The sequence below is a fragment of the Anaerococcus octavius genome (assembly GCF_900445265.1).
Taxonomy (GTDB): Bacteria; Bacillota; Clostridia; order Tissierellales; family Peptoniphilaceae; genus Anaerococcus; species Anaerococcus octavius.
Map to the genome: position 1 here is coordinate 1266482 of NZ_UFTA01000002.1, position 15969 is coordinate 1282450.

3 protein-coding genes are annotated in these 15969 nt (G+C 30.9%); all 3 read right to left on the reverse strand.

The features are described from left to right. Positions 1-348: 348 nt before the first annotated feature. The gene (locus tag DY249_RS06235) at positions 349-765 is read right to left on the reverse strand and encodes a hypothetical protein (protein ID WP_115595553.1); all 417 of its coding nucleotides are present in this window, start codon (positions 763-765) and stop codon (positions 349-351) included. A 101-nt stretch (positions 766-866) separates the two neighbouring features. After that, on the reverse strand, positions 867-3005 hold the full coding sequence (locus DY249_RS06240) for a pilin N-terminal domain-containing protein (RefSeq protein ID WP_115595554.1): 2139 nt from the start codon (positions 3003-3005) through the stop codon (positions 867-869). Positions 3006-3776: 771 nt separating this feature from the next. Beyond that, on the reverse strand, positions 3777-15767 hold the full coding sequence (locus tag DY249_RS06245; RefSeq protein WP_115595555.1) for a SpaA isopeptide-forming pilin-related protein: 11991 nt from the start codon (positions 15765-15767) through the stop codon (positions 3777-3779). Positions 15768-15969 lie beyond the last annotated feature (202 nt).

Consider the following 15969-nt stretch of genomic DNA (forward strand, 5'->3'; position numbering starts at 1 on the left):
CCTATCCAATGAGTATTCCAACATATCCATGTATTTTTTATTAAATCTAATATGTGCTGGAAAATAGAAGTTGAAAATTTCTTTAACTTCCTGTCTATTATTAGTATTATCATCGACTGATCCTAGATAACTATTTTTAATGTTATTAATTAAATTAAAATGTAAAACCAACATATTTAATACACCCGTTTCTATATCACGTAGCTCTACATCTGGATTGGCTATATATGATCTATCTTCTACATAATATTTAATCTTATTATGAGCAATTATAGAACTAGTTAGAAATTAATTTAATTATCAAAACACAGTATTGATAATAATCAATTAATTACATATTGAATCAAATCATTTTAGTTTATTAATATCAATTTTAAACTTTAACCCTTTGACGGATGTAGCTAAAATTTTAATACATATTAATAATAAAATAATTTCTTTATAACTAGCAAACTTTTTTGTTTCTATTCCTATATATGCTAAAACAAAGGTTAGAACAGTGATAACATTATCAATTATATCAAAAAAGTTGATTACAAATTCGTAGTCTTTAATATTGAACATTTCACTTTTTCTCATTATTCCCATCATAACAGCTGTTATAAATAAGCTAACAAGAAATAACAAAATAATCAATAAAATTTCATTTGTGATAAATTTAGACATTAAAATAGAAACAAATATGTATGCTAATATTGATAAAGCAGATACGACTATAGACAAACCTATCCTTATATCTTTTTTTGATTCTTTAGATAAATACATTTTTTCTCCTAAATATCCTTTTAAAAAAAGACCCAGGATCTTCTCCTGAGCCTTTTTGATTGCTTTTTCTTTTTTTATTTTTTCTTACTTATTAATTATAATTAAGCTTCGTAAGAATTTCTTCTTTTCATAGCTACAAATGCAACTGCCATTAGTGCAAGTCCTGCTACAACAAAGATTAATGAACCAATACCACCTGTTTGTGGGATTGTTACGTTCTTATTTTTGATTTGTAAACCGTATCCTTTATCGGCATTGTCTTTGTTGTATTGAAGTTCATCAGCTGTACTTACGTAAGAACCATCTTTTACTTCGAATTCTTCATCAGATTGAAGTTTTGCATATCCTTTTGGAGCTGTTTTTTCTTCTAATTTGTAGCCTTCTTTGTATTCAAGACCTTTAATTTCAAATCTACCTTCTGCGTCAGATGTTAATACAACAACGTTAGCATCATCTTTTGCGCCCCAAGTATATTCTGTTGCGTTAGCTACGAATGCATCATTGTATTTTTTTTGTTTATCATTGATTAGATTTTTAGCTTCTGTTCCTTTATCGCCTTTTTGGTCTTCAGCTGAAAGGTCATTATAAGCTTTTACTGCATCATCAAGAGCTGCTTTTGCATCTGTAACTGCTTTTGCATCTTTTTTAGCTGCTACTAGATATTGGTCTTGTGCATTTTTAACGTAGAATTCTGCTCCTACAAGTCTTTCTAGTTTGTCGCTACCTTTTTCTTCGTTATTAGTTTTAACGAATTTTCTTCCACCAAGTTGAACTTTTGGTTCTGTTGGGTTAAGTTTTTCTGGGTTGTCTGTATCTTTATGGTCCTTGATTTCAATTTCGCCAGTTTCTTTGTTGTATTCCATGTATTCAGCTTCATAGCCTTTTACAGACTCAACGATTCTGTATGTTCCGTTTTCATCAAGATTTGAGAATTTTACTTCAAAATTATCTTTTTCTGTTTTTTCAACAGTTTCAACATCTTCCCATTTACCTTGGTCATTTTTCTTTTGAAGTGTAAAGTATGCTGTTACGCCTTTATCTGCTTCTGTTACAGTTTGGTCACCTGTTACATCCCAAGATTTTTTCATTGTAATTTCTTTTTGACCAGGTGTAAATTCTTTTGGTTCGCTATCATGACCTTTTTTATTTGCATAGTCAAGTGCGATGTCGTTTAGTTCTGGTTTATCAACTACTGCTTTACCATTGATTTTTGCAGAGTAAACTAATTTAATTTCAACATCTTTTTCTTTAGCTGCGTTTTCTACTTTTGTAAGACCAGATTCTTTAAGAACTAGTGTAAATCCTCCGTCTGTTTCTGTTACGAAATAATCATCTGCTGTAAGTCCAGCACCATTAACTTTAAGATCTTTTTGGTATGTTAGACCTTTTGTCATGTTATCGTTCCATACTAATTTTTTGTAGTGTGAATCTTTTTTGATTTTTGTTTTTACTTCGTATGGTACTGATTTACCAAGATCAGCTGTTACTGTAGCTTTTTCTTTTTGGTAGTTGTCATAATTAGCACCAGCTTTTGAACCTGTTTCTCCTGCTTTTTCTTCTTTCAAGTCATTATCAGCAGCAAAGTTCTTATCAATTTCTGGTTTTTCTTGAGTGTTTTTTGGATAAACGTGAGCTTCTTTTACTACACCTTTATCATTTGTAATTGGAAGTGTAAGAAGTGTTGGAACTGCTTTAGAATTAGCTAATAATTCTCCTTTATCACCTTTGTAAGTTGATTTTGTAAGATCTTCAACTATTCTGTAAGTTCCTTTTAGTCCCTTAGTGTTTATTTTTAATCCAGGAACTCTTTCAGTCTCTTTATCATCTTTAGAAACTACATTACCGTCTTTATCTTGTGATCCTGTAAATCCATCTTTTCCTGATACATCTGTCCATTGAGCATTATTATTAACATCGATGTCTGCTTCTTTTACACCATCATTTAATTTTTGAAGTTTGAAGTAAACTCCATCAATTTCTTTAGCATCATTATCAAAGAAATCTTTAATATCTACTTCTTTACCATCGTATTTCTTGTCTTTGTCGTGATTATCTAATGCTTCTTTTGTTAACAAGATTTTGTGGATAGTTACAGATTCAGTTTCTGTAGCTTTTGTTTGTGGTGCATCAGTTGTTTCATCGTCAGCCGCATTAGCAGAAGTAAACGGTGCAACTAATACACTTAACACCATAGCAAAAGCTGCTAAAAATGACATTAGCTTATTTGTTGCTTTTTTCATCTTTTTCTCCTTTTTTTATTCTATTTTCTTTCCGAAAAAGCAATTTTTCTGGTTGATATTAATTAATCTAGTAATAATAATTTTCATTATATGGTGTGAAATGAATCACTTATGTAAATTACTAATTATCAACTTATATTAATTATATATAACCGCTTTAATGAATTCAATAGCTAAATATAGCTTTTCTTTTGATTTCTTTGTATATTTAAAAATATAGTTAAAATCTTTTAAAAGCCATAGTTTTGCTTATAATTCATCTGTTGATTTCTCTTAACAAACTCCGAAAATACTAGGAGAAATCTAGAGTATTTTTTCTAAAAGTGATATGTGCTTTTAGCCATGACAAGATCCTTGCCTAAATTTATTTTACCGAAGAAAGTAACATGTGAATATTATTCGTTATTTAATAACTACTCGAAACAATTTTGCTTCTTGAAATAAATACGATTAATAAATCATTTGTATAATATTATACGTGGTAAGCTTGAAATATACAATATTGTTTCACTATTGTTTAACACTTTGAAGCACTTTTCCCAATATCTTAAAAAATGTGGTCAATATGTATAAAATATTAAGTTATTATAAAGATGTATATTTAAAATTTATTAAGTATATTATATATTTTTGTAATAGAATAAATGTATTACAAAAATTGTTCCAGATAATCTTTAAAAATATTTACTTTTAATAAATTTTTAAAGCAAACGTAATTAAAAAAGACTTTAGTTTTAACTAAAGCCTTTTTTATTATTTACTTACAAGTTACTATTTACCATATCTATTAGATCTGTGCCTATTTTTGTCATTGGCATAGATACCATAGTAAGCAATACCTGCAAGCATTATAGCTGTACCAATTAGAGAAAATCCAATAAATGTACCAGATCCGCCTGTGGATGGGTAGGTTGGTGATTTATTGATTACTTTTAATATTGGTGGATTAGCTTCTTTTGATGGAACAACTTCGTATTTTTCTGTATTTGTTAGTCCTTCAATACTTACTACAGAATTTTTAACTTCTATTTTCCAAATTGTAGGCATTAGAATATATCCATCCGGTGCTTTTGTTTCTTTTAGATAGTAGGTACCATCTGGTAAATTGGTAAATTTAGCTGAGCCATTTTTATTTGTCATTACCGTTGGTTTTACATTATCTAGTCTAGCTATATATTTTGTTTCTTTGTCTCTATATAATGTAAATTCTGCACCTTCTAGTTTGTTATCATCATCAATATTATTTGCATATTTGACAATTTCTAACTCTCCTACTTTTTCATTTACTATTTTATATGTTAATTTGTCAGGGAAAGTTATATCACTTGGTTCTTTGTTGCTAGCTTTTATTTGTGAATAGTCAATTGATTCATTAGAATCTGATAGACCATTATCTATTGTGATTTCAGTCCATGGATTGTTATCTTTGGCTATATATCCATTTGGTATTGTACTTTCTTTTAACCAATATGTGCCATCTGGTAGGTTCCAGTAGTATATCTCACCTTTATCATTTGTTGAGATTTCATCAACAATAGCTTCTTGATCATCTTTATTTTTATATAGGGTAAAGCCTACATTTGAAATAGGTTTTTCATTACCATCCACTTTTTTGATTTTAAACCTATCTACTGTTTTTTCATTGACTATCTTACCCATGTTTTTGGCAGTAGCTCCTGTAACAAAGTCTACTAATTTACCATCTTTCTCAGTGGTTGATTCTTCTGGAACGTATTGGTAAACTCCGTTTGCCTTGTCATACTCTAGGGAGATAAGTCCGTTGGAGTCTGGAACTATTTTGATATCTTTTACATCATAGTCATTATCTCCAGCTACTATTTTTACAGTGCTTAGATCAACTTCTTTTTCAGTTTCTGGATTGATTACCTTATCTCTTGTTATATTTATTTTCTTAGAATCTACATCATTAATAGCTATTTCTTTTCCCGTATCTGGGTCTATCATTTTTAACTCATTAAGTTTATGAATTTTATCACTTCCAGGGAACTTAATTTCTATAGTCTTGACATCTACTAGTTTACCTGTTTGCGGATTGACAATTTTTCCAGAGTCCGAAGTTATTGTTTCAACAGTGAAGTAAAGAAGTGGGTCTTTTATTGGCTTATAGCCTTTTGGAGCTTTTACTTCCATTAGTCTGTAGCGTCCTGGTTTTAGACCTCTAAATCCAAAATATCCATTGAATGCTGACTCTACATAAGAATCTTCTACATCTTCGTATGATGTACCGATTTCTTCTTGTAGTTTAAATATCGCACCTTCTAGTCTATTTTTAGTAACTTCTTCTCCACTTTCACTCCAGGTATCATCATCACGTCCATGCTTAGAGAAAGTGATGTTATAGGCTTCTTCTTCATTGACAATTTCTAGTCCTGTATTTGGAATTTCATGAGCAGTTGATTCATATAGTGGTTTTATATTTATATTTGTATCTATATGAGATAATGGTTGTCCATCTACTGAAGGCCATACCCTACCTGCTATATAATTTTCTCCATTGTAGGAAGCTTCTTTGCTTAAGAAATTTTCGTATTTTTGACCAGCTGGCTTACTTGTAAACCAATCATCTGCTGCTTTTTTGCCTGCAGATTTTTCTATGTGATCCCTTATAGCTTCCATACCTGCTTGGTAGGATGCATCAAGTCCATCATACCAAACTTCATTGCCATCTTGGTCGTAAGAAGTTACTTGTTCAAATTTTCTTTCTCCATCATATAAATCAAAGTGTAAGCCAATTTTCCCTTTATCAATTATATTAGGATCATAGTATCCTTCTACATCTATAACATATACACCTTTATCTAAGTTTAATTGATCTTCATCAAAGCCCCAGTCAAATGGTCTCCACCTTGCTGTGTTTACCATGGAAACATTTGAATTTGATAAGTCATAGTGCTTCAATACTTTATCTATATTGCTTTCTACATTGCCACTATTATCTAATATCTTATATGTTGTTCTATAGGCTGTCTTTACACCTTGGTTTGTTGTTTTTGGTTGTTGACCTGGTGTATCTATCTCTTCTCTTTTTATGATTGGTTTTATTTGAACATTTACTTTACCAGAACCTGAGTAATTTCTAGTATCTAAATACAATCTTTGTACAAAAGTCTTAGATTCTGTATCTATATAGTTAAGTCTTGATGCATATTTTATACCTTTACCAGTATCTTGGAGATTAGCTACTTTAGCATAATTAGATTGTAAAAAGTCATGGTTAGTATATTCTGGTCCAAGGTAGTTTGCTTTCATTTGTCCATTTTTTTCATATACCTTTATTTTCCAAGGAGCTTGGGCTGGTTTATATCCTAGAGCTGATTGAGTTTCTTCTAAGATATAGTAACCCTCAGTTAATTTAATAGGTTGACCATCTTTCCCTTTAAATACCACGCTACCATCTGCATCTGAAGTTGCTGTAACTTTTTCAAAGTTATTATCAACTGTATTATAGCCTTGATCTGTTTTCTTTAGAGTAAATACTGCACCTTCCAACCTATTTCCGTTGAAGTCTCTTTTTATTATCTTTAAATCCAGACCTACTTGTTTGTTGGTAATTACTGCAAATCCATCTGTTGGGATTTCTTTGGAGCCTTCTGGTATTTCTGGTTCTTTTTCTTTAAATGTTGCTGAGACTGTCACATTTGCTTTTGGCATGGTAAATGTGTATGTGTTGTTATTTACTGTTACAGGTTTATTATCAACAAGGAGTTGATCTAATTCATAGCCTTCATTTGGAACTAAATTTACATTAACGAGTTCATTTTCCTCTGCACTTGTTTTATCTACTGACACAAAACCGTTTTTATCATTATTAACTGTTACAGTATATTTTGTTTTAGGTATCAATTTAAATACAGGCAATAAGGTTACGTTATAAGCTGGCATTTTAAACGAGGTACCATTTACCGTATGGACATTTCCATCAGTATCATTATAAGTTATTTTTTCTAACTCATAACCTTGATCTGGTGTCACTGTTAAATTAATATTTGTTTCTTCACTAACATCTGTGTTAGGCTTTGCCGTAACTGTTCCACCTTTTACCGTTTGAACCCATACTTTATAGTTAGGTACTTTTTCAAATGAAGCTGATACACTTACATTTGATGATGGCATTTTAAATTGATTATTAGTTACTCTTATAGAATTGTCATTTGCATCTTTTACAATCCAACCATTAAATCTGTATCCACTGTTGGCTTGTTGCCTTAATGATACAATATCATCTTTTTTAAGATCAGTTAATCTATCTGCCGATACAGTGCCATTAATTGATTGATTCAATATGACTTTATAAGATTCCTTATTTATATCTTCTTCACTTGCATAATATTCAAAAGCTTTGTAGCCTGAATTAGTAACACCATTATTAAAGTATTCCATCCCAAGACCAATTGAACTATTATCCCCTTCATAATTAGAGGTTATTTCTACAACAAATAAATTATTTTTATCAAATTTGTTGTTAGGGAAAAGCGTGTTGTTATTATTTCCATTATTAAACCTTAATCTTAGTATACCTTCTTTGCCTGATGTACTTAGTGGAAGTAATCCTTGCTTTGTACCGCTGATGTCAAAATCATTACTAGGCTCAATTAAATTATCAATTGTAGAACCTTTATTTACATAATAAACTCTAGCTATTACCTTTTTATTGTCTAAATTGCCATTTGGCATTCTCATTAAATCCATCATGAAACTAGTAGTGTCTTTATTTTTACTACCATCAATCATGAATACTTGTTTAAATTGATTTGTATCTTTATTTATCTCCGTGATTTTGGTTTTTAGGGCATTTTCATCAGAATCAGAATGATTTTGTATTTCCGATCTATCAGGAACAACTTTTTGCCATCCTTCACCAGACATTTGAGGGCTAGGAATTTCTATTGGGATTTCTCCAAATCCTAGACTTGCTGGACTTGCCGTATAAAAGCTATTTGCCATGTTCATTCTTGTTGGGAAACTTTGCCTTAATATGTTTGCTGATGATTCATCTTTGCTTTCAATCTTTAAATTACTTTGTGCTGCTTGACTATCATCCTTAATATATACTTTGCCATCTTTTGTAATAGTAACTGTCCAGCTTGTATTTGTTTTTTCATAACCTGGTGCTGGGGATTCTTCTTTTAGTTTGTATTTTCCTGGCTCTAGGTCTTTAAAAGAAATTAGTCCGTCTGCTCCACTTTTGATAGTTCTTGTCTCTTTGCTTTCATCTGGACCTGTCAGACTAAATGTAGCACCTTGAACTGCAGTATTGTCATTTCCTTCTTTTACTTTTTTGAGTTTAAATTCATATTTTTTGAGTTCGTTTATTACATCCAATGAGTTTTCAGATACATATGAACCTTTGATATCTCCAGCAATAGCATGAGTAGATTCTCCTACTTTAATATCGGATACTCTTTCGTAATAGTCAGATTTCCAGTAGGTTGATCCACCTTGTGACCAATCCATTCCTGTTCCTACTCCACTATTTTCATCCTTATAAGGAATTTTTACATCTATTAAAATAGGTTTATCAGTAGCTGGCAATGTTAATCTCAAACGTTGTGGCTCACTAGAATGTGTGTTGTCTGTTTCATTTTTAACTTGATTTGTAATGTCTGTTATATCATAATTTGCAAGTCTAATGTCAGATATCAATCCAGTTACTGGTTTATCTAATGTAAATACTTTGTACTCTTCTCCAGCATACCAGTCCATATTATTATAATTAGGTTTTTCTCTATGAATTGATGCTATAGTTTCACCTATAGATGCTGACTCTGGGTTTATTACATATCTTTGAACAGCATAATTTTTTTCTTTATTTATAGCGACAATCCTTGTTCCTAGTTTGCTAGCATAATTAGAGTTACCTGTCCAGCCAGACCATCTATTGTCATATTGTCCCCAACCGTTTGTTGTTCTATTTTTTACATCTACCCAAGAAACGCCATCTTCTGCTGGTATTGACTTGACATCTTGAGTTTTTGTTGGATCAACATAGTTATAAACTTTCTTTTGACCTTTCTCAATTACTAAAACCCATTTTTTATCTAGCTTTTTATAAGCAGCTGGTGGAGCAACTTCTTCTATGATATATGTTCCATCGGTTAAATCACCTTCAAATTTAACAATACCATTGCCATCAGAACTTGCTTCTTTACTAAAGGAAGCATCATCTTTTTTTGTTAATTTAAACTTAGCACCTGGTAATGCTTCGCCTTGGGAATCTTTTTTATAAATTACAAACTTTTCTCCAACTGGTTTATTTGTAACTTCAAAGTTTATATTACTTCCCTCATAAATCTGATTATCAGAGGCAATACCAACTTCTACTATTCTCACATCTCCATAGTTATATACAGTTACTTGCCACCTTTTATCTGACTTGTTATATCCATCTGGAGCCTTTTCTTCTTTTAAGTCATATATACCTGGAGCTAGGTTGTCAAAAATGACTTCCCCATTAGAGTCTGATGTTCTATAAATGCTTTTGCCATTTGCATCTGTTAGCTCAAAAACTGCTCCTTTTAGAGCTGATCTATCTACTTCATTTTGCTTTGTAATTTTAAATTTACCTGGAGTGTATTTTTCATTTATTATACCAACTACTTCTCTATAGAACTTAGGAATTTCTTGGCTAGTTTGGTCAGCCCTTGCAATATTTGCATTGACCTTAGTGGTAAATGCTGATTCCAAGTTACCATTAGTCATTAGGAAAGTTCTCCAAAGCTCTTTAAATTTAGCTTCATCTGTAACTTTAAAGGTTTGTTTTATAACATAACCCTCGCCATTGCTTATTTGTGGCATTTTAATGGTTAGTGGGAAACCCTTGTTTATAACTCCTGAGGACTGGATCTTATTAGGATCATAATTTAATGTTATGTCTCCAGTCTTATCGCTAACTTTATTATTAGGATTTATATTATTTAATTTATAGACAGATTCATAAGTTCTAGTATCTACTTCTGGTCTTATACCATAAGATAAAGGCATATTTTCATTAATTCTTTTTTGGAAAGTATTACCAGAAGCTTCAAAATCTACTGTCTTAATTCTAGGATTGGTTCTGTATATTTCTACATCATTTAATTTAAAGGCTGGTGGATTTCCATTGCCTACCCATCTTGCAATTTGTTGATTTTTTTGATAATTGGTAGATAGCCAGTTATAATTTAAAGTTTTTATTCCAACACTTTTATCAGCTAAGGCATTGTAGTAGGAAATAACATCTACATACCAATTTCCATCATCAGCTTGATATACTTCCCTAAAATAGTTACTTTGGGCAGGATTTCCATGACCTGTATCATAAGATCCATAGTCAGCTACGAAACTCTCATTTAATATTGGATTACCAGTTACACCTGCTAGACCAGGAGCAACAATGGTTGTAAAAGCATATTTTCCATCTTCTTTAGCATAGTATTTACTTGGAATCATACCTACTAAATCTATATTTACGGTAGTTTCTCCACCATGAGAATTTTCGTTAAATACATAAGTTAGTAGGTTAGTTTTGTAATCAAAATATGGGTCTGCCACATTTTGTCCACCAATATTAATTTTTGGAAAATCGTTAAAATATTGGGTGAAATCTAGGTTAGGATCAAATTGGATTTCAAATCTAGATCCAGGTGCTGAGCTTTTTAAACTAATATCAGCATGATATTTTAAGGACTCAAGCATGTAGGCTTCCCAGACTCCTGGCTTAGTACCAATAGAACCAGAATCTTTTCCTTCTTTTATATCCATACTTTGATTTACATTTGTAACAGGTGCTTTACCAGAGTCGCCGCTTTCTTGTTCATTTTCTATCCAATAATCTTTACCTGCAACTGGAGTTCCTATACCATTTTTAAACTTTGCATTATAATTAACTTGCCCTATTTCATCTACAGTTACTTCAAAATATACATCTGATTTTTCGTAACCTGCTGGTGCTCTTAGCTCTTCTAGGAAATATGTTCCAGGTGGATAATTTCCAAAGCTTACATTCCCTTTTTTATCTGTATATTTATTGGCTAGAGCTTCCCCATCACTATCTTTTAAAACAAATTCGGCACCGGCAAGTCTATCTCTTTTTTTGATGTCCTGTTCAGTCTTTGGATCCTTTGTAGTTGTAAAGCTATCATCAAACTTAGTTACTGCTATTGGGCTTTTTCTAAAGCTTTCGTTAGTGATTAAAATATTAGAATTTTCCACATTCCCTGCTGATTCTTTACTAATAATAGTGCTTTGTTGAATTTTAGCTTCATTTTTTGTATTGTTGTTATTTGTAAGCCAATCATAGAAAGCTGCAGCGCTTTCATTGCTGCCAACATTTCCTGATACTTTTACTAAAAATCCCCAATCATTAGTAAATCTCTCTTTAGGAAAAGATATTTGATATCCTTTTTTGCCCGTAAAGGCATCTGTAATATCATTTTTTCCTGTTATTTCATTTTGAGCTTTATCATTTAAGATGTTATTTCCAAGACTACTAATGTTATTATTTACACTACGATTTTCCATAGCAGTTTTGATAGTACTTCTATTATTTGGAGATACATCATATACTGCTACATTAAGGTCTTTGGCATTTGGAATACCTAGACTTAGTCGAGTATCCTTGTTTGTGCCACCTGATTGATTACTTAGTGGTTTTAGATAGATATAAAAATCTACATTACCATTATTATCTATATTTCCATAATGCATAGCATTCATATAGTCCGGATATGATGGGTGTTTAACAAGCTCGGTTTTATTAGACCCAGAAAGTATAGCATTACTACCTGAAATAGATAATTTGCCGTCATCAGAAATTTTTATTGTTTTAGCATTTGGATCAGGTTTATATCCTAATGGAGCTTTACTTTCTATTAATTGATATTCTCCTGGATTTATATTTGAAAATTTAGCTTTACCATTAGCATCTGTACTTACATCTATATTTGATCCTAACAGTTTAAATCTTGCACCTTCTAATTTTTTACTAGGGTCATTGCTATCTACTTTTGTAATTGTAAATGTAGCTGGTATTTTTTCATCTACTTCTACTAGGGCGTTTTGAGCATAATGAAGTTTTAAATCAAGACTATAGTAATTTAAATTCTCTCTATATTCATATTTTTTGCCATTTATAGTTAGTGGACTAGTTGGAAATTGTTGAACAATCTTGTGATCAAGCATGCTTGCTTTACCATCATCAGCTATATCCCAAAACTTGGTATTTGGTATAGTTATTACCCTTTCTATGTCTCCAACCTTTCCAGCAGAAACATCAGTTTGACCTAATACCTTTCCATCTTTGCCTACTACTTTTATAGTTTGAGCTGGCATTTGGAATTTATTATTTTCTGGAAAACCCCAAAGTTGATCCAAATATATGTCCTTATATTTAGATATACTTACACCAGACACACTATAATTTTGAGCTGAACTTGGATTATTTAGTTTGGTGTCTACTTTATAAACAGCAATATTACCCACAGCTTGACTTCCTGATGGATTAGTACCCTTTGCTGGAAGTGAATTTATTGTAGACTCAGCATTTTTTACAACCATCTTTCCATTTTCATCTAGACCATAAGTAGCAGTATTTCCTGAGGAAAGTGTTTGATTATCTAATGTTCTAGTTGCTAATGGCAATCCATTGTTGGTATCTTTTGAAGATACTGCATCAGATATAGTCCATCTGCCTGTACTTTCTGATGTGAATTCACCTTGAATCGTTGTTCTGTTGTTCATACCAACACGAGTTGGTGTTGCTTCACTAATTTTTTGTTGATCATAACCTTCATCTAAAACTAGTCTTACAGCACCAGTTTTATTTCTATCAGTTAAAGCTACTGATACATCTAGCATATATGAAGCCTGTTTATTAGTAATTGGTGTGAAGAATGTATAGTTTAGATCTTTTGTAGATGTTTTTAGATCATGATGTTTTGAATCTACAATTCCAAGCTTGTCTTTTATCTCATTATCAGTAAGAGTTATAGCTTGATTATTTAATTTAACATTATTAATAGGTCCTATTCCTGAACCTTCTACTGCTGTTAGGTTTAGCTTATAACCTAGTTCATTAAGACTTGTATCAGAGGATACATTTACTATCCAGTTAACTCCTATCATTTCTCCATTTTCTATAACAGGGTTTCCATAGGCATCCATATTAAATCTATAGTTAGCATCGGATTCTTTTTCAATAATTTGAGTTATATCTTCTTTTTCCGGTTCAATTATAGTATTTGTAATATTTCCATTTTTATCTACTTCAACTGGAACTAAGTTTTGTGGATTTGTGACACCTAAACCAGATATTCTATTTATAATAGTAAAGCTATCTGCTTGTTTATCGATATTCGCAATATCATAGTCAACTGGTATATTTAGTGGAATATTTATATTATTATTGAGGTCTCTTACAATGTCATATTTTATAATATTGCTAGATGGATCATAATTAGCTTTTGCAATTACATTGCCATTATAAGTAATATTTTCTAATGTAGTTGGATCGTTAACCTTTAGTTTTTTATCAAGGTGAATATTAAAGAATTGTCCTGCCTTAACTGGTTGATTAGCATTTGAAGTATCAAATCTAGTCATTACAGTAAACTTCTTATTAGCAAGTGGACTAATATTATCGGCATTTTGAGCCATTAATAAACTTGGGTTAAAGTTATTATCAGCTTCTTTTGCAATTAGATCTTTAATAGCTTCTTCATTATCGGTCATCAGTTTTGCTTCATCTCTACGGTTTAACTCATAGCGTTCTCCTAGATCTATTAAAAGATCTTGGATTTCTCTTAAGCTTTGACCACTATTTAAAGCTGCTTTTAGTTCAGCATCAGCTTTTTTAAGATTACTTTGACCAAAAATCCCTTTAACACCTTGTGATAAATCGTCAATAAAGGATCTATCATCCTCTTGACGAACTTTAATACCTTCATTAACTTGTTCTAAGCTTTTATCAAAACTTTCAACAGCATCTTTTTTAATTGTTTCATTTTCTGTATTATCTTTCTCTGATGCTTTATTGGAGTCTAGAATTTTATGATCAAAAGTTTCGTTAGATTCTGGATTAGGAAGGGTTATATTTTCTTTAATTTTATTATTTATTTTTGATTCTTTTTTTTCTTTATCTAAAGTTTCATTGCTATCAAGATTTATTTCATAAACTTTATTAAGTAAATCATTTTGATCTATAGTAGCTACTTTATACTTATCTGCTTTTAAACCAGCCATTAAACCTTTAACAATATAATCAAAATCTTCTTTTGACAGATCACTTGTTTGGTCTTTTAATTCATCTATAAGTTTTTCGTAGCTAAGTTCTTCATTGTTATAGGCATTAAATAAAGTAGCAATATTATTAATAGTAACTTCTTCTAGTGGACTAAGATTACCATTATTATAATTATTTAATACGCTATCTCTATTTAGATCAATAGCTGATACATTTTCTTCAGCTTGATCAGAAGAAACTTCAGATTCTTTTATGAATGAATGATCAATCACAGCTTCATTTGTTTTTGGATCAATTTCTAATTCTTTCTCTTCTATATTAGATGAGTTTTTGTTTTTTTCAGGTAGAGGTTCAGAATCATCAGATACTTTTTCTTCACCTTTATCTTTCTTTTCTTCTTTATAATATGGATTCGGTATCTTAACTGCATTTAGAGTGTATTCTTTGATCCCAACGTCTTTTTTTGGTGTTGTTGTTAATTCTACTTTTGCAAGATAACCATCAGGTACTTGCAATAGTAGACTTTTTGTGAAGTTTTGTTTTTTTGTAAATGATTCGTTTAAGACATATCCTTTATCAGTAGCCTGATAAAATTCGATTTTTATTTTACTATCTTTGGTATCTTGGTTGTTATCAAGATCAAAGTCATAAGTAAATTCTTTATCATCTACTGGATTTATATAATCTGTCCATACAATTTGAGCTGGAGTTTTGTTAATTACCCCCTCTTTTTCTTCTTTATATATACCTTTGTAGGCATGGCTGATGTCTGAGATTTCTTTAAGCTTAGCCTTATTTTGATTTAAGTTTCCCTTATCATCTATGCTAATGTCATTTTCTTGTGGATTTATTAATTCTAGAGCATAGCAATTTTGGTATATTTTTTCATTATCTGGCACTATTGCCATATCAAGATTCATTTTTGGAGAAATACTATCAATGTTTTTTAATGCATCATCTGTTAATTTTGCACTCAAATAATAAACTATAGCATTTTTCGCTTTGGCTGATGAAATACCAAGTGTAGACATGGTATCATTTGAAGAAAATACACTTGGAGTACTTTGTGTATACTTTATATCTTTTTCTGTACCTTCAGTATCTAGTTCTTCTACTTTTTCTAACTTTAGATCTTTTAGATCTGTGTTTTCTGTAATAGCAAAGCTAGCAATTTGGTTTCCTTGAGTGCTTTCATTTGGATTTTTAGCTTTTAGAACTATTTTGTAGTCAATTTGACCTGTTATTTTTGATAAAACTGCAGACTTTTCTATTATGTATGTATCTGTTTCTTCTTGGCTAAGGTCAGATTTTATCAAATTCCGTTTATCATCATCCTTTTCTTTCTTTTGATCTGTTGATGATCCAAGATTGCTTGCAAGACCCATCACACTTTTTGATGGTTTGTAAGCATTCGCTTTTGAGTCATTTAATGTCATAGCAAATATTTCAGTTGGGAAAACTAAAATAAAGGCTAAAGCTAATGACAAAAGCTTCACTAAATATTTATTCAACTTACCTTTCATTAAAACCCCTTTCTCATAATTATAATAATATATTAATATTTATTCGCACAATTATTTATGTTTTATACATATTTATATATTAGCTGACTATCCTACTTTAGTGTAGTCATTATACCCTCTAAACAAGCTAATTGCAGACTTTTAGCTAAAATAAAAAAAGTAGAAGATTGCTAAAATTCATCAAATGTTGACTTATAAAGAA